This window comes from Subsaximicrobium wynnwilliamsii, from assembly GCF_007997225.1.
Classification (GTDB): Bacteria; Bacteroidota; Bacteroidia; order Flavobacteriales; family Flavobacteriaceae; genus Psychroserpens; species Psychroserpens wynnwilliamsii.
Window position 1 is genome coordinate 40,786 of the sequence record NZ_VORM01000027.1, and the last position, 18,155, is coordinate 58,940.

The 18,155-nt window shown below is 39.5% G+C and carries 12 protein-coding genes and 1 pseudogene; 6 read left to right on the forward strand and 7 right to left on the reverse strand.

Annotation, left to right across the window (positions count from 1 at the left end; all coding sequences use genetic code 11):
- Positions 1 to 95: 95 nt before the first annotated feature.
- The 6 genes from ESY88_RS17390 to ESY88_RS17415 form a co-directional block, all read right to left on the reverse strand.
- Positions 96 to 833, reverse strand: coding sequence for a phosphatase PAP2 family protein (locus ESY88_RS17390; protein ID WP_147084494.1), 738 nt, complete (start codon positions 831 to 833; stop codon positions 96 to 98).
- An 803-nt stretch (positions 834 to 1,636) separates the two neighbouring features.
- A complete protein-coding gene (locus ESY88_RS17395; protein ID WP_147084493.1) occupies positions 1,637 to 2,113 on the reverse strand; it encodes a ferritin-like domain-containing protein in 477 nt (158 codons plus the stop codon).
- Between the two features lie 81 nt (positions 2,114 to 2,194).
- Positions 2,195 to 2,680: a hypothetical protein gene (locus ESY88_RS17400; RefSeq protein WP_147084492.1), complete on the reverse strand. Its 486-nt coding sequence runs from the start codon at positions 2,678 to 2,680 to the stop codon at positions 2,195 to 2,197.
- 50 nt (positions 2,681 to 2,730) lie between these two features.
- Entirely contained in the window at positions 2,731 to 2,925 is a 195-nt protein-coding gene (locus ESY88_RS17405; protein WP_147084491.1) for a hypothetical protein, read from the reverse strand.
- Between the two features lie 30 nt (positions 2,926 to 2,955).
- Positions 2,956 to 3,324: a hypothetical protein gene (locus tag ESY88_RS17410; protein WP_147084490.1), complete on the reverse strand. Its 369-nt coding sequence runs from the start codon at positions 3,322 to 3,324 to the stop codon at positions 2,956 to 2,958.
- Between the two features lie 329 nt (positions 3,325 to 3,653).
- Entirely contained in the window at positions 3,654 to 4,163 is a 510-nt protein-coding gene (locus tag ESY88_RS17415; RefSeq protein WP_147084489.1) for a GTP-binding protein, read from the reverse strand.
- A gap of 302 nt (positions 4,164 to 4,465) precedes the next feature.
- On the opposite strand from ESY88_RS17415, the gene sbcD reads away from it, so the two are divergent.
- The 4 genes from sbcD to ESY88_RS17435 all read left to right on the forward strand — a co-directional run bounded on the left by sbcD (position 4,466) and on the right by ESY88_RS17435 (position 10,123).
- Positions 4,466 to 5,665 (forward strand): exonuclease subunit SbcD, encoded by a 1,200-nt coding sequence (gene sbcD, locus ESY88_RS17420; protein ID WP_147084488.1) that lies wholly within the window; start codon positions 4,466 to 4,468, stop codon positions 5,663 to 5,665.
- A gap of 4 nt (positions 5,666 to 5,669) precedes the next feature.
- A complete protein-coding gene (locus ESY88_RS17425) occupies positions 5,670 to 8,702 on the forward strand; it encodes an AAA family ATPase (RefSeq protein WP_147084487.1) in 3,033 nt (1,010 codons plus the stop codon).
- Between the two features lie 486 nt (positions 8,703 to 9,188).
- Complete coding sequence (locus tag ESY88_RS17430; RefSeq protein ID WP_147084486.1) at positions 9,189 to 9,761, forward strand: GIY-YIG nuclease family protein; 573 nt, start codon at positions 9,189 to 9,191, stop codon at positions 9,759 to 9,761.
- On the forward strand, positions 9,758 to 10,123 hold the full coding sequence (locus ESY88_RS17435; protein WP_147084485.1) for a hypothetical protein: 366 nt from the start codon (positions 9,758 to 9,760) through the stop codon (positions 10,121 to 10,123). The genes ESY88_RS17430 and ESY88_RS17435 overlap by 4 nt, the downstream gene beginning before the upstream one ends.
- A gap of 107 nt (positions 10,124 to 10,230) precedes the next feature.
- On the opposite strand, the pseudogene ESY88_RS21530 reads toward ESY88_RS17435, so the two are convergent.
- Positions 10,231 to 10,850: pseudogene (locus ESY88_RS21530) on the reverse strand (IS1595 family transposase); the annotation flags it as partial.
- 1,222 nt (positions 10,851 to 12,072) lie between these two features.
- Here ESY88_RS21530 and ESY88_RS17450 point away from each other — a divergent pair.
- Positions 12,073 to 12,813 (forward strand): hypothetical protein, encoded by a 741-nt coding sequence (locus ESY88_RS17450; protein ID WP_147084482.1) that lies wholly within the window; start codon positions 12,073 to 12,075, stop codon positions 12,811 to 12,813.
- 746 nt (positions 12,814 to 13,559) lie between these two features.
- Entirely contained in the window at positions 13,560 to 14,153 is a 594-nt protein-coding gene (locus ESY88_RS17455) for a carboxypeptidase-like regulatory domain-containing protein (RefSeq protein WP_147084481.1), read from the forward strand.
- Positions 14,154 to 18,155: the final 4,002 nt, after the last annotated feature.

Sequence of the window (18,155 nt, forward strand, 5' to 3'; positions counted from 1 at the left end):
GTACATTTCACTGGGATTCTTTACTGTTGTGACTTCCTGCGCATACTTCCGCCTAAAAAAAATCAATACCTAAAGCGGGGCAGATTCCATTAACATCAGTGCTTTTTAGATTCAGGATCTCTTCTAAACAATTTGATGAGGTTAAAGGTGAGCACGCAAAAGATGACCCAGAAAAATCCGGCGATAAAGCCACCGGCAACGTCTGAAGGAAAATGGACTCCCAGATAGATACGGCTAATGCCAATGCTCAAAATGAATAGGCTTAAAGCGATGGCAATGAAAATCTTAAAAAACAACCCGATCCTAAAAGTGGAGAACATATAAATCAAAAACCCGTAGAATGCCATGGCTGTCATGGCATGCCCACTGGGATAGCTTAAGGTTTCCACTGTGACCAGGTGTTCTAGGGTTGGGCGTTGCCTATCAACCATTTCCTTGAGGGCAAGATTGGAGCTCAATGCCAAAAAAAGCACCAATGATAATTGTAAGACGTGGCTCCAACTTTTGAAGATGAGGTAAAAAAGCAAAGAGCAAGCCCCAAATATGACCAAATAGCCATACACATCGCCAATGTTGGTCACTGCGATAAAGTAATTGGTCAAGTGCGACGACTTGAAGGACATGACGTAGTTTGTGACTTCCACGTCAAATTGCGCCAAGACATCGGTTTTTAAACTTTCAGTAAGTTCAACGAACAATTTCACACAAGCTATCACTATGAGAAAAGCGATTAGAATCACTATGAAATAGGGCAATTTGATATCGTATTTCCTAAACTTATGGGATAAAAAAGCCTTAAAATTTGTAATTAGTGCTTTTAGCTGTTTGAGCATGGATTAGGCTTGTGTTTTGTGGTTTATATTTTGAAAATGACAAGATAACGGATATTTTTAAAAAATAAATTGATAGACTGAAAAAATAGTGGATTCGCTGAGAAATTGCCCAAACCTTCTGCTGTAATTCATCTTGAAGAAACAATCTATTTTTTTCTGTTTTGATCCGTTAAATCTTTGGAAGCTATTAACGCATTCGCATCTTTATATCTCCCGCGGATTACAAAGCTGCTCGCCGCTGTTTTTGCATTATGATAAAAAATGAATATGCAAATAAAAAGCCATTTCACAATTAAATTGAGGCTTCAATCCCGGCAGAGGGTTTTATTGGTCTCAAATAGAGTTAAAACTATGCACTTTAGTGCATTAGGCTTTAGCTTCTAAAAATGTTTTGCCACGAATTTCACGAACCTGCCTTTCCGGTAGGCCTGTTTTCACGAAACCGTTTGTTCTCCAAAAACGCAGGCAATGAGATACTATTCATTTCACGAATTCAGCAGACTTTCAGTCTGTTTGAAAAAACCTATGGACTTGAAGCCCATAGTGGTTTAGTCCCCGAGGCCTGCCTCGAAATACAGAGCACATCTTTGAATCCATGCTTTGTGGGCTTGCTTCGAGGTTATTGATTCCCTCCAGAGGGTTTTATTCCCCGAGGCCTGCCTCGAAATACAAAGCACATCTTTGAATCCATACCTTGTGGGCTTGCTTCGAGGTTATTGATTGATACCGTTTTATTTGAGCTGATTGCATAAAAAACCCCAAGATCTTAGTCTTGAGGTTGTTTTTAGAAGTGACGGGTTTTTTTAAGACTTGAGGTCTTCAATATGTGTCACTTCATTGAGTGTTGCTTGTATGTCTTCGAGTTGCGTTTGCAGTTCTTGGGTAATTTCGGGAACAAACTTGTGTTTTTTTAATACGTCTTGATACTCTTCGACGCTTGCTTTCTCACCGCGAATCACTTCTTTCAAAACCGCTTCATCATCGTTGCCGGTTAAGGAGCTTTTGATGTCAATCCAAGCGCGGTGCATGGTGCCAGCTGTGCTGCCGCCTTCCTTGGGCTTTTCGTTTAGTTGTCGCAATCTATTATCTATGGTATTTGCAAAACGGCTGCGTTGTGCTGCTTGTTGTTTCAAGAATGCTTTTAAGGTTGGCGTTGTTGCACCTTTCATTGCCTTAGTATAGCCTTTCTCGGCATCGTAATTTTTCTCTAATATCTTCTGTAACACCTTTACAGTTTCCTTATGTGATTTCTCTCTTGCTTCTTCGGCTGTGGTTTTCATACTATTTGATTTTTAAGTTGATATCTAATATACTAACATCATTTTTCATAATCCTTTAAAGGAGGCTTATTTATGAAAGTCTTAACTCGTTTTGAAACTTCGGGAGCTTGGTTCTTGCACCACAGGTTTTGAATTAAATGCGTTTCTGTTTGTTTCCCGCAGATGGCGCAGATTTTCGCGGAGTTTATTCTGAAGCATTCCGTGAGATTCTACATTTTCTCTGCGTTCATCAGCGAGATTTGCGGGCTTTAGTGCTTCGCAGGCTTCTGTTTGTTTCCCGCAGATGGCGCAGATTTTCGCGGAGGTTTTATTCTGAAGGATTCCGTGAGATTCTACATTTTCTCTGCGTTCATCTGCGAGATTTGCGGGCTTTAGTGCTTCGCAGGCTTCTGTTTGTTTCCCGCAGATGGCGCAGATCTTCGCGGAGGTTTTATTCTGAAGCATTCCCTGAGATTCTACATTTTCTCTGCGTTCATCAGCGCGATTTACGGGCTTTAGTGCTTCGCAGGCTTCTGTTTGTTTCCCGCGGATGCCGCAGATCTTCGCGGAGGTTTTATTCTGAAGCATTCCGTGAGATTCTACATTTTCTCTGCGCTAATCTGCGAAATCTGCGGGCTTTAGTGCTTCGCAGGCTTCTGTTTGTTTCCCGCAGATGGCGCAGATTTTCGCAGACGTTTAGTCTGAAGCATTCCGTGAGATTCTACATTTTCTCTGCGTTCATCAGCGAAATCTGCGGGCTTTAGTGCTTCGCAGGCTTCTGTTTGTTTCCCGCAGATGGCGCAGATCTTCGCAGAAATTTTATTCTGAAGCATTCCGTGAGATTCTAATTTTCTCTGCGCTCATCAGCGAGATTTGCGGGCTTTAGTGCTTCGCAGGCTTCTGTTTGTTTCCCGCGGATGACGCAGATCTTCGCGGAGTTTATTCTGAAGCATTCCGTGAGATTCTACATTTTCTCTGCGTTCATTTGCGAAATCTGCGGGCTTTAGTGCTTCGCAGGCTTCTGTTTGTTTCCCGCAGATGCCGCAGATCTTCGGAGACGTTTTATTCTGAAACATTCCGTGAGATTCTACATTTTCTCTGCGTTCATCAGCGAAATCTGCGTGCTTTAGTGCTTCGCAGGCTTCTGTTTGTTTCCTGCGGATGACGCAGATCTTCGGAGACGTTTTATTCTGAAACATTCCGTGAGATTCTACATTTTTCTCTGCGTTCATCTGCGAGATTTACGGGCTTTAGTGCTTCGCAGGCTTCTGTTTGTTTCCCGCAGATGGCGCAGATCTTCGCAGAAATTTTATTCTGAAGCATTCCGTGAGATTCTAATTTTCTCTGCGTTCATCAGCGAAATCTGCGGGCTTTAGTGCTTCGCAGGCTTCTGTTTGTTTCCCGCAGATGCCGCAGATTTTTGCGGAGGTTTGTGCCTTCAGAAAAACAAAGAGCTACATTTAATTTATAGCGCTAGAAAAATATAGGATTATGCGTGCAATAGGGGTCTCAAAGCGCAGAAGCTTTAAGCTATGCTCGCAGTGGTTTTAATTGTGGGGATCTAATTGGGGTTTATGGTCGCATTGAGTATTTTATACATAAAATCTTGTAGCAGCAGCATTTCGTCCTTGCCGAATTTTCTGCCTAAGCGGCCCACAAAATAAAGCACAAACCAGAGAATGAAAAGCAATATCAACGCCACTAAAGGCAAAGTGGTTGCTGCACCCAATCTCGTATTTGTGTACAGCCATATACCAGCACTTATGAAGAGCGTTGCCACAAAAAAATGCAAAAACATAAAGAGGGTCCACATGGTGGGGTTGGGACCATAGAGTCCTTTGAGTACTGTAGGCTGCGCTTCCATTTTAGAGATTTCGAGATGCAATTGTGGCGACCAGAAGGTCTGCTTGCTTTTTGGGAAGCGTATAAACACATGATCGTCAACCCTACTGGTCACAAAACCTTCTTTGGCGCGACCTGCATTCTCAAAGGCAGATAGCAGCAATTCTGGATCTTGGTCCAATTCAAGGCTAAACCTTGGACGCAATGCAATTTTGTTTGATAGTTCCATAATGGATTGAAAGATATTAAATTTTTGGAATGTTTTTAAAATAAGCACAACACAACTTTATAACAAGTATTTCTAAACCCAAAGCTTGAAGTTTGTGAATGTAGATAATCAGAAGGATTAATTGTGCATTTTTTTAAGAGTGCTTAATTTTTCGCTCATTGATTCGGTTAGATACAATTCCCCATCCAAAATTATAATATAATCCTTAAGTTTAAGCTTTGTAAACATTTCAAATTCAATCGGGACTTCAAGGCCGCGATTAGGATGAAGAAAAGCACCTATAACTTAGTCATACAAGACATATGAAGATATTACATACTGCCGATTGGCACATAGGGAAACAGCTGCATAAAATGGACTTATCTGAAGATTTGGAGCTGTTCTTTGACTGGCTTCTCAAGGTCATAAGCACAGAACAGATTGATTTACTTTTGGTCTCTGGCGATGTTTTTGATCAGGCCAACCCTTCACAAAGTGCTTTAAAGCAATATTATGGCTTTTTAAAACGGATGATTGGCACACATTGCAAAATCATCATCACTGGTGGCAATCATGATTCTGCGGCTGTTTTGAATGCGCCAAAAGCCATTTTGGGTTTTTTGAATATTGATGTGGTTGGTGGCGCGCCCGAAGCGATTAGCGAGTTGTTCTTTAAACATACCAAACAGGAAACGCAGGTGGTCATTGCTGCAGTTCCATTTTTGCGGGATAAGGACATTAGGAAAGCGGCAGCCGGGGAATCCTACTCCGATAAAATTGAGCAGATTCGCGATGGCATCCAGCGCTATTTTGCAAGTGTCAACACCCATTACAATGCCCATTTTGAAGGGCTTTGTTTTATCGTCATGGGCCATTTGTATGTTCAGGGCGCGCATGTGTCTGAGAGTATGCGCGACATTCAAATTGGCAATCAGGCCAGTGTGAAAGGCCATATTTTTGGCGAGGCTCCAAATTATGTCGCTTTAGGTCACATCCATAAACCCTATGCGGTGTCTGGTACAAAACAGGTGCATTACTCCGGTTCGCCCATTGCCTTGAGTTTTAGTGAAAAGGCCGAGGTCAAGCAAGTGAATGTGATTACAATAACCGGTAAAACCGTTGCGGTCAACATACTGCCCATCCCGCAATTTAGGCACCTGGTCGCCTTTGAAGGCACATTGGAGTCTGTGAAGACACAACTGCACCATTATACACTTAAAACCCAACTGGTTTCCCTTGCTGAAATCATTGTGAATGAACCGAATGAGAATGTACAGATTCGGCAGGATTTTGACGAATTGCAGAGCGATCATGACAGCGATGCACTTAAAATCATAAAGTCAAAATTGAATTTCACAAACAAGGTTCGCGGTGCTTCCGAAGCTTTTGAACCCGGAATAAGCGTTGCCGATGTGACGCCTATGGAAATGTTTGAGAAACGGCTTCAGCTCGATGGCAATCTAGAGCATACCGAAGAATTGAAAAATGCCTTCCGCCAAATTTTAGAAGAACTTAACCTGTAGTTTTATGAAAATCAGTAAAATAAGTTTCAAAAACATCCACTCGCTTCGTGGCGAACATGAGATCGATTTTTTATCGGGACCCTTGGCCGAAAGCGGACTTTTTGCCATTACCGGCGCCACAGGATCGGGAAAATCCACGTTGTTGGACGTTATTACCTTGGCGCTTTACAATCAAGTGCCCAGAATTGGGGCGATAAGCAAATCGGTCATTGATGGCGAAGGCGGCATCATGACCAGAAATGCACAAGATTGTTATGCCGAGGTGGAGTATATCGTCAATGGCAAAACCTACCGTTCGCACTGGTCCATAGAGCGCAATCGCAACAACAATCTCAACGACCGGAAGCAAGAAATCATCGATGTGGCAAGCGGCAACCTCATTGAAAGCGGCAAATCTTCAGTCCCCACAAAAAATGCCGAATTAATAGGACTTAGTTACGACCAGTTTGTGAAGGCCATGGTGTTGTCTCAGGGGCAATTCAGCAAATTATTGCAGGCCAAAAGGGATGTGCGCAACAAGCTGTTAGAGGATATTACGGGCGCAAAGGACTATCGTGCCATTGGGGCTGCGGTTTTTCAGAAGTATAAAAATGCTTCGGAAGTTTACAAGGTTCAAGACATTAGGCTGAAGGAAATCGAATTGATACCAGAGGCGATTCGGAAAGATCTTAGTGAACAAGAAGCCACATTGAGCAAGGCTAAAATAAGTCAGAAAAAAGCGTTGGATGTCTTAAAAGTTGAGATTGACACTAAAAAGGGAATTCTCAAAAACGAAACGATTCTCGCTGAAAATGAGCTGCTTCAAAAGGAGTTGACAATCGCCATTGCACATTTTAAAAACGACGAAGAAACCTTAAAAAAGCATTCCAAATACGTGGTTCATGCTGCACTTATTTCCGATTTTGAACGGAATGACAAAGAACACAAACAAACTGCGGAAGAATTGGCGCGTCAACAAACCAATGAAACCAAGGTATTGAATGATAGAAGGTCTTTATTGGCTCAAGCTTCCAATCTTTTAGGCAAGCCGGTTGCAGCTCAAAATTATTCCGAAGCATTAGAACAATTGCGCAAGGCAGTCACTCAATTGAAGCAAGAAGAAAGCTTGGCCACTACTCAGGCAAAACTTCATGAAGATCAAACCAAGAAAACGCTTGTAGACATTAATAAAGATGCAAACCGAATCGCTTTTAATGCGGAGCCAAATGTTTTCAATACCTTGATACATCCTATTGAAGAAAAAATCGACGCATTTCTAAATACAAGCAAAATTAACACTGAGCTTGATTTGGCCGAAAAGGAGGCGCTTTTGAAGTCGAAGTCAGATTTGGTGAATACCTTGAAGCTAGAGCTAACGGCTTATCATTCAGAATTAAAAACTAAAACATCAAAACAGGCCGACTTAAGACAAAGTGAAGCCCTATTCAAAACCCATGAATCTAAATTAAAAGTTTTGGAAGCAGAGCTCAAACTGCTGGAAACGGAGGTGGATACCTTGACAAAAGCAGAAGAAAACCGCAAAGCACATCAAAGTTTAGAAGCACACCGAAGCCTTTTGGTAGATGGAGAAGCTTGTCCGTTATGTGGTGCTCAGGAACATCCTTTCTCCAGCAATACGCCAATTTTCGATTTACAAGAAGCGGCATTGAAATCTAAAAAGGAGCTACTGAATACCAAGCGTGATTTGAAAGCCTCAACCCAAGCCAATTTAAACAACGAAGTGAAAAACATTAGAGATTTAAACCGGGATATCATTGCAATCAATGCGCTTATACAGCCAAAATACACGGCCATTGAAACGCTATGCAAAAACCTACAGATTGAAGTGGTTCAAAATATTGAGGGACTCGAAGCGATAGAAAGCAGATTGGTGAACGACTCCAAAACAACAGACAAGCTCAAAAAAGCATTTGAATTAAGGCATTCGCTTAAGAATTTGAAAGAGACCACAGCGCTATGGATAAAGAGTGCCGACTTAAAAACAACAAAGCAAACCGAACGAAAAAAGCTGTACCCAGGCGAAGACATCGATGCAAAAGTGCAAACCTTGACCAATAATTGGACTGCAACCAATCAAAACATCAAAAACACCAGTGAACTGATTGCCAAGTTGAAGAAGAAAGCGCAGCAATTTGCCGAAGCAGGGGAGGGGTTTCAAAAACAGTTGCAAGCACTCCTCAAAAATGAAGGCATTGAAAATGTGGGCCAGTTGAAAACCTTTATCCTTTCCGAAGCAAAAGCAGAAGACATACGTCAAAGAAAGAAAACACTCGACCTAAAGCAAGAGCGCTTAAAGACCGAAAAAGAAGGCGCACAAAAGGAGATTGGAAGTTTCAAAAAATTGACCACCAGCAAAGAGCCCGTTGATGCGCTGCAATTAAAATTCGCTAAAATTGAAGAGGAATATGGTAGTTTGGGCGAAAGGATAGGCAGTATAAAAACCAAATTAGAGGCCGATAAAAAAGCCAAAGAAAAGCAGGAAGATTTGCTGAACACACTAAAAAGCTTGAAAAAAGAAGAAACCCTATGGAAAACCATGAACCAACTCATAGGTGATGCCCATGGCAAACGATTTTCAAATTTTGTACAGGATTTAACGCTTGAGCAGTTAATAGGCTATACCAATATGCGCTTAAAGGATTTGAGTGATCGCTACATCCTGGATATTCCCACCGCAGATGAGGCTAGCAAAAATGACTCCCTAAAAGTGTTTGACAGCCATCAGGGAGATGCCAGAAGATCCATCAACACTTTGTCTGGCGGCGAAACCTTTATGGTAAGTTTGGCGATGGCCTTTGCCTTGTCTGATCTGGCCGCCAAAAACGTAAAGATAGAATCCATTTTTATTGACGAAGGTTTTGGCACCTTAGATCCAGAAACCTTGAACCAAGCCATAACCATTTTGGAAAAAATGCAGAATGAAGGCGACAAATCGATTGGCATCATTTCGCATGTTGAAGCCTTAAAAGAACGCATATCCACCCAAATACGCTTGGAAAAAATGGGATCTGGTTACAGTACCATTGAAATTGTATGAGCCCATTTGAAAGGTTTTGCCAGGTTATGAAGCCCTAAAATTTTTTCAGATGCATCTCATGAACAAAAATGCAAATGGTTAAAAGACAAGCGCTAAATGAAGCTAGATTTGAATGCATAGGGGAAAGGCAGGCAAAATAAAATTTCAGACTTTAGTTGCTAGGAGTTGGTTCTTTTTCTATCTTTAAAAGGCTCAACAATGAGCGGCAAGGTCTTGTATTGAAGTGACAATGGCATAATGCCGAAGGATACCGATTGGTTTTCATGTTATTTTGCTGGAGGTAAACTTCAAGGCCAATTGGGGAATGGTCTTTTTAGATGAAGCAAGGAACAAGATTGCAGCTTGACACTAAGGCGTTTCAAGTATTGAGATTTCTATTGAAATCGATTTGTATCACAAAAGGGGCAGGAACAGAAGCCCTGTGGAGTCAGTGCAAATCAAGGATAAAACCTCAATTGAAACACAAAAAAAACGAAGCAGGAAGTTATGAAAGGTTGGATGTACATATTGGAATGTAGTGATAATTCTTACTACACCGGAAGCACTAATGATTTAGCGTTGCGACTAAAGCAACATGAAAACGGAGTAGGGGCGAACCACAGCAAAAAGCGACTCCCTGTAAAACTGCTTTATACAGAAGAATTTCCAGCAATCAAAGCGGCTCATTACAGGGAAAAGCAAGTACAGGGCTGGTCTAGAAAAAAGATAACGGCATTGATCAAAGGCGATGTTGGCGAACTTACTGCGTTAGCAAAAAACCACACTCCACTTGGAAATCATTCGGCTTCGGCAGCCACAAATGTTGCGGCTTCGGAAGGCTCAGCCAACGAGAATCCAGTGGCTTCGGCAGGCTCAGCCACCGAGAAATCGAGTTCAGCCAGCGAAGCATTGGCGGCTTCCAAGGCACAAATAAAGAAAGATAGCACATTTTCAGAACGATGGAAAACAAGTCGGTTTTGGTTGATTCGAGGCTCATATTACGTTGTGCATTCCGTTTGGTTGGCCGTGATTGCGATTGGCGCCTTTATTGCTTGGGTCATTGCCATGTTATTTATATGATGGCTAAACTTCCGTTGAAAATCCTGCATGGGTATGTGCTACTTTCTTTGCTGTTGTTTTTCACAGTACAAAGCCTGAAATTCTATGCTGTTGTGAGTCCGATTTGGATGCTTCACCATCTCAATGATTTTTTAGTGATTCCCATGGTTGCGACCTTGTGTTTGCATGGCGTATGGCTTATCAAGAAGGATACTACGATTCGGCTCAACTTGTTTACAATTTTGAGTCTGGTAGCTCTATTTTCGTTAGTGTTTGAATATTATCTGCCACAGCAATCCTACCGTTATACCGGTGACCTTTGGGATGTGATTAGTTATGTATTGGGAGGATTTATGTTTTATGTGTTTCAGAAAGCAGCATAGAGACATTATCCATTGAGCGTTTTTTTCAACTACCAACATGAGCTTTAAATTTATTTATAGGTATAGGCGCTTAAAGCACCCTTGTTAAGCATTAATTTCATTGGTATTTATTTATAATGTACCATCGTTCTTATTAACACATCGAAGATTGTATCCCTATTTGACCTTCTATTGTATCTAAAATGATATTCGTCAAGGTAATTTTGCATATGCTCTTTACTATAATGATGATGGATTCCCCTGAGCCATCCTTTTATATTCATTATGTGAATATGTAATTCTTTAAAATTCTTACCATCCTCTGAAGTCATTTGTTTTAGTTTTAAAAACTTTTTTTCAGAGGTGTATATCCTCTCCATTTATCTGTTATTATTTCTGCGTCTTTTGAAACAAATTTAATCAAAAAACCTCCCAATTATTTTGCTGAAGAATTTTCTATGAGCTCTGCATAAGCTCTACCAACTCCATTTTCTAAAACTTCAATAGCAAGAACTATTAATTTTTGCCGACCCTTGCTTCTGCCTTTTTCACCTTCTTCTGGACCGCCAATTACAAAATCATCTACGTGAACTACGCTTGTTAAAGGGCTTTTAAGACTGCTTTTCATAGCTTCTTGAACTTTCTGTTTGAATGTTCAACACGTTTTTTGACGAAGTTCAAACTTGCTACTTAACTCTAGCGAAGACATTCCTTTTTTCTTGGCACTTATTTTAAAGGCGATGTGATATACAATACGGTAAACGATAGTTCAGGTGTTTTATAATACTAGTCAAACATTGGTTTATCCCGTGGAAATTACAATTAAACACATATATTTGTTGACATATAACCAGTTGCCACACATTTGAGAAAAATTTCGCTAAATGATAAAATTTGGAAATGCTAATACCCAAGAATTAAGATAAACTAAAATAATGAGCGAAGAATTACGAGTTTTATGTTGCTTCTGCGGAAAGGATTCGACATTTCATAATTCAATTGAAATAACCATACAATGCGATAAGAATACTGACGAAGTCCAGGCAGTTTATGCTCACGCTAAATGTCTTAATAAAGTTTTGCATAGAAGTGTACCGAGAGGATTTGAATTTAAAACGTGAAAATCATTACGCCGAAATCTACACAGACCGAAAAAATCGTCGGAATGGACTTAAATTTTTATTTTGATTTTTAAGTGCAAGTTCGAAAAACTGTGTTTATCGACTAATTTTAATCTGAAATATGGAAAAGCATAAAGAAATTCAACTAAAATTTACTAATTTGGATTTTTAAAAAACAAAACGTCGTAATTTTTCGGACGTGCGAAACAAAGCGTGGAAAGGAAAAAACGTGTGGCAACACCGTGTATAAGCCATTGCTGGGTCTGTGCTTATCTGGAAAATTCTTGGGAATTTTCCAGCGGAGTTTTGTACTTTTAATGGTTCGTGTGTGAGACACGCAACGGCTCATACACATAAAACGTTGTAAAAAATGGCGGAATTCACTCAGAACTAGACAATCGGAATTCAAAAAACTATTCCTTTCACGGTCGCGGAATTTTCATTTCGGATTTCTAAACCAGTCCGATATAATGCAACGCGGATTTTTAATCTGGTTCGTAAACAGACAATTTTACGGAATCTTGACTTAATCAAATCCACTCTGAATAAAATCGTGTTGCGGAATTACTCAATCACACGGAATTTTACACTCGGGCGGAATCACAAAGTTCGCGGATTTTGGGAACGGCGGAACTCATTCAATCGCACTATCTCAGGGAAAGCAACAACAAAACACAATAATTCTAGGCCACTTTTAACAACATCGCGTATAATTAATTGCTAGGTCTGTTCTTCTTCCGAAAACCTTCGCGGATGCCCAAGTTCGTTTTTATTTGCTAAATTAGCGATTGAGACACGCAACTAATCATACTCAAACACGTTAGCAGCAAGCTAGGAAAAACCAAGAAAATGCATCTTTCAAAGGAAATACAAAGAATTTTAGTCGGATTAAAATCTGCTGTAAAGTTAGCGGAAACAATGGACGGAACTCTTCCCGACCGATATGCATTTTATGATAAAAAAGGGAGGAGCTTTTCAGCGGAATTTGCTCAAACGGATAAAGATTTTTCAATTGTACTTTTTGAGCGGACTGAAAAGCCAAACTATGAAAAATGTTTTGCTCGTGGAATATTCAATGATTTAAACAAAATATCAAAGCTAATTGTCTTTTGGGTTGTAGAACAAAAATCAATTTCTAATCTCAAAACAGAATTTAAAGAACTTGAAATATATCAAGACTTTGACTTTAAAAACTTAAATCCAGACATTGAAAAAGCTTGGAATAAAGTCAAGAATAGATTTTTTAATGACACTAAGTTTTGGAATAATATTGAATGGAGAAATCGATATTCAGAAATGCTAATTCGAACAAAAATGCATCCCGAATTTCAAAATCTATTCCCATTCACAAGTCATTATTGGTTAAGATTTAGTCCAAAAAAAGATTTTATAACAGAATGTTGGACTCTTGACACTTACATAGTTCCAATAATGCACACTAAAGAATTGCCAAAAGAACTTGGGAATTATTATGTGTCCGAAAGTGAAAATATTGATGGAAATTACTTTGCGGAACTGAATGAGGCTCTGGATTTTTATTCAATAATTCTTAAAAAAACCGAACCGATTAAATGGATAACGAATGAATAAAAGCCGGCTGCTAACACCGTGTATAATTAATTGCTAGGTCACTGCCGACTTACGAACATTCCTGCGGAATATTCTATCTGTGATTTATTTGCTAAATTAGTTGCTTAACCACGCAACTAACCATACACAATCACGTTAGCACACAGTTGTCTGCTCCAGAAAACACAGATAAACAACAAAATCTTCTGATTTTTAAGAGCAAAAACTGAAACACCACACCGAAATTGAAATAGATACAGAAAAATCAAAACGGCGGCATTATCACTCGTGTGAACAATTTTATTTCTTGGCCTTCCAATAATAAATCCCTTCATTTGAAAAACCTGTGCTTGATCAAAGTTTCGGCAAAATTTTATTTTAAAACATACGCGGAAATCAAATCTAACGGAAAAAAACCGCGAAAAAGGAACCGAAATTTTTTTTGGTTTTTTAAGTGCGAAACCGAAACTTTGTCCTTCCCTACAATCTGAAAAAAAAAAATTTAAACTCATTGCGGAAAATGGCAACGGAATTTAAAAGGAAATAATTAACCTGGAATTTTAAACAAAATTATGTCGGACTTTACACAGCAGTTAAAAATTAACAGCGAAGGAAAGAATAAACCGTGTGCTAACACCGTGTATAGACCATTGCTGGGTCTGTGCTTTTTTTGGAATATTATGGGAATGCCCAAAAGTTTGTCTATATTTGGATTGGTTCGTGTGTGAGACACGCAACGGTCCATACACATAACCGTTGTGCAACATATGAAAAAACTCATCCTGACAATATTATTCTTGAATTCAATAATCGGATTTTCACAAAATGAAAAATCGAATGAAATTGTGATTAAGGGAATTGTTTTATCGGAAGTGAACGGAAAACCTCTTGAAAATGTCTATTTGAGTTATAAATCAAGATACCGATATTCAGCCACAGACGAAAAAGGAAAATTTGAATATAAATATAAAATTCGAGAAAAAGATAGTTTAGAAACAATTGAATTAACTGCATTGGGTTATGAAAATATTGATACAATAGTTCGAGTTGATAAACCAAAAGAATATGTATTTGAATTTGTAATGAAACCAAGATTCGGACTTAACCGAGAAAAGGCAATTGAAGACATAAAAAATGGAAAAGTAAACATATTGGAATCAAGTGGAATCGCACCTGTTTTCTATAAATCGGACACGAAATTTGCGAAAAAATATAATGTGAATTTTGTCGAGTATGGTTGTGAAGCAGTTGCTTGGGAAAGTCTTTATGAATATAATAGAGCTGTATTCGAGTATTTGGACAAAAAATACGGAAAGAAATGGAGAAAAAAGATTCGTAAAGATATTGTCGGACTTAAATAAGAAAATGAATAAAATACGTTGCACAACACCGTGTATAAGCCATTGCTGGGTCTGTGCCAATCTGGAAAATTCTTGGGAATTTTCCAGCGGAGTTTTGTACTTTTAATGGTTCGTGTGTGGGACACGCAACGGCTCATACACATCAACGTTGCAAGTAATACTCGGGCTTTCTAGAAAGCATCAAATTCAACCAATTAACCAACAATCTTTTAAAATCCGAAAATTGGACAATCCCGAAACGGAAGCCAAAAAGCAAGTTGCGGAATTACTCACTCATGCGGAATTGAATGCATCGTAAAAAAACTGAATTTCGAAAACAGTGAAACTAACCGTTGCGCCATCAATCGGAATAAAATATGTTTGCGGATAAGAACCATGACGATGGAAATCACTCTTGCGGAATTGACCAGTTTTACGGAATTAGCTCGGTTGCGGAAAACTGAACTAACGAATTCCTAGCAGAACGCAATTCAAATCCAAATTGTAACTAAACTAGAAACAGCCGTGATTACTACTTGCAACATCGCGTATAATTAATTGCTTGGCCTGTTCTCCTTCCGAAAATCCTCGCGGATGCCCAAGTTCGTTTTTATTTGCTAAATTAGCGCTTGAGACTCGCAACTAATCATACTCAAGGGCGTTGCAAGTAATACTCGGGCTTTCTAGAAAGACTCAAATTCAGCCAATTAACCAAAAGTATTTTAAAATCCGAAAATTGGACAATCCCGAAACGGAAGCCAAAAAGCAAGTTGCGGAATTACTCACTCATGCAGAATTAAATGCATCGTAAAAAAACTGAATTTCGAAAACAGTGAAACTAACCGTTGCGCCATCAATCGGAATAAAATATGTTTGCGGATAAGAACCATGACGATGGAAATCACTCGTGCGGAATTGACCAGTTTTACGGAATTAGCTCGGTTGCGGAAAACTGAACTCACGAATTCCTAGCAGAACGCAATTCAAATCCAAATTGTAACTAAACTAGAAACAGCCGTGATTACTACTTGCAACATCGCGTATAATTAATTGCTTGACCTGTTCTTCTTCCGAAAATCCTCGTGGATGCCCAAGTTCGTTTTTATTTGCTAAATTAGCGCTTGAGACACGCAACTAATCATACTCAAGGGCGTTGTAAAAAATGGCGGAATTCACTCAGAACTAGATAATCGGAATTCAAAAAAGCATTCCTTTTTACGTTCCCGGAATTTTTTTTCGATTTCCAATCCAGTCCGATATAATGCAACGCGGATTTTTAGTTTGGTTCGTAAACAGACAAGTTTGCGGAATCTTGAATCAATCAAGTCCACTCTGAATAAAATCATGTTGCGAAAATACTCACTCACACGGAATTTCCCACTCGAGCGGAATCACAAAGTTCGCGGATTTTGGGAACGGCGGAACTCACTCAATCGCACTATCTCAGGGAAAGCAACAACAAAACACAATAATTCCAGGCCACTTTTCACAACATCGCGTATAATTAATTGCTAGGTCTGTACTTCTTCCGAAAACCCTCGCGGATTCGCTAGTTCGTTTTTATTTGCTAAATTAGCGCTTGAGACACGCAACTAATCATACTCAAGAGCGTTGTAAAAAATGGCGGAATTCACTCAGAACTAGACAATCGGAATTCAAAAAAGCTTTTCTTTTTACGGTCGCGGAATTTTTTTCGATTTCTAACCGGTCCCATAAATGAAAAACGGAATTACAAAATCAGAAAAGTTTGCGGAATCTTGAATTAATCAAATCTACATTGAATAAAATCGTCTTGCGGAATTACTCACTCACACGGAATTTTACACTCGGGCGGAATCACAAAGTTCGCGGCTTTTGGGAACGGCGGAACTCACTCAATCGCACTATCTCAGGGAAAGCAACAACAAAACACCATAATTCCAGGCCACTTTTCACAACATCGCGTATAATTAATTGCTTGGCCTGTTCTTCTTCCGAAAATCCTCGTGGATGCCCAAGTTCGTTTTTATTTGCTAAATTTACTGCTTGAGACACGCAACTAATCATACTCAAGCACGTTGTAAAAAATGGCGGAATTTACTCATAACTAGACAATCGAAACTCAAAAAAGCTTTTCTTTTTGCGGTCGCGGATTTTTTATTTCGGATTTCTAATCCAGTCCGATATAATGATACGCCGATTTTTAGTCTGGTTCGCTAACAGACAGGTTTGCGGAATCTTGACTTGATCAAATCCACTCTCATAAAATCGTGTTGCGAAAATACTCACTCACACGGAATTTCCCACTCGAGCGGAATCACGAAGTTCGCGGATTTTGGCAACGGCGAAACTCACTCAATCGCACTATCTCAGGGAAAGCAACAACAAAACACAATAATTCCAGGCCACTTTTCACAACATCGCGTATAATTAATTGCTTGGCTTGTTCTTCTTCCGAAAATCCTCGTGGATGCCCAAGTTCGTTTTTATTTGCTAAATTTACTGCTCGAGACGCGCAACTAATCATACTCAAGAGCGTTGTAAAATATAGCAGAATTTACTCAGACCCAAAAAATCCAGACTCTGAAAACTGTCTGATCTGAACTATTCCAGAAAACCAACTGTTGCGGAAACTTGAGCAAGTTTGCGGAATTTAAAATCGGACTCTATTTCAAAAAACAGTCGATTAATGATGGATTTTCTAAAGCAAGTTTGCGGAATAAATAACGGAACCTTTGCAGTTTGCGGAATTATTCAAGATGCGGAATTTAGCCAGATGCAGAATTATGCACGATGCGGAACTTAAGCAGTTCGCGGATTTGCTTACTCGAGCGCACAACCTAAATGAGTATTTTATCTAAAGTCTGAAATTCACGAAACTACATTTCACAACATCGCGTATAATTAATTGCTTGGCCTGTTCTTCTTCCGAAAATCCTCGTGGATGCCCAAGTTCGTTTTTATTTGCTAAATTTACTGCTCGAGACGCGCAACTAATCATACTCAAGAGCGTTGTAAAAAATGGCGGAATTCACTCAGAACTAGACAATCGGGATTCAAAAAACTATTCCTTTCACGGTCGCGGAATTTTTATTTCGGATTTCTAATCCAGTCCGATATAATGCAACGCGGATTTTTAATCTGGTTCGTAAACAGACAATTTTACGGAATCTTGACTTAATCAAATCCACTCTGAATAAAATCGTGTTGCGGAATTACTCACTCACACGGAATTTCCCACTCGAGAGGAATCAAGTAGTTCGCGGATTTTGGGAACGGCGGAACTCACTCAATCGCACTATCTCAGGGAAAACAACAACAAAACACAATAATTCCAGGCCACTTTTCACAACATCGCGTATAATTAATTGCTAGGTCTGTACTTCTTCCGAAAACCCTCGCGGATTCGCTAGTTCGTTTTTATTTGCTAAATTTACTGCTTGAGACGCGCAACTAATCATACTCAAGAGCGTTGTAAAAAATGGCGGAATTCACTCAGAACTAGACAATCGGAATTCAAAAAAGTTTTCCTTTTTACGGTTGCGGAATTTTTTTCGATTTCTAAACCAGTCCGATAAATGAAAAACAGAATTACAAAATCAGAAAAGTTTGCGGAATCTTGAATTGATCAAATCCACTCTGAATAAAATCGTGTTGCTCAATTGCTCACTCACACGGAATTTCCCACTCGAACGGAATCACGAAGTTCGCGGATTTTGGGAACGGCGGAACTCACTCAATCGCACTATCTCAGGGAAAGCAACAACAAAACACAATAATTCCAAGCCACTTTTCACAACATCGCGTATAATTAATTGCTTGGCTTGTTCTTCTTCCGAAAATCCTCGTGGATTCGCTAGTTCGTTTTTATTTGCTAAATTAGTGGTTTGAGACACGCAACTAATTATACTCAAACACGTTGTAAAAAATGGCGGAATTCACTCAGATCCATAAAATCCAGAATCTGTAAACTGTCTGATCTGAACTATTCCGGAAAATCAACTGTTGCGGAAACTTGAGCAAGTTTGCGGAATTTAAAATCGG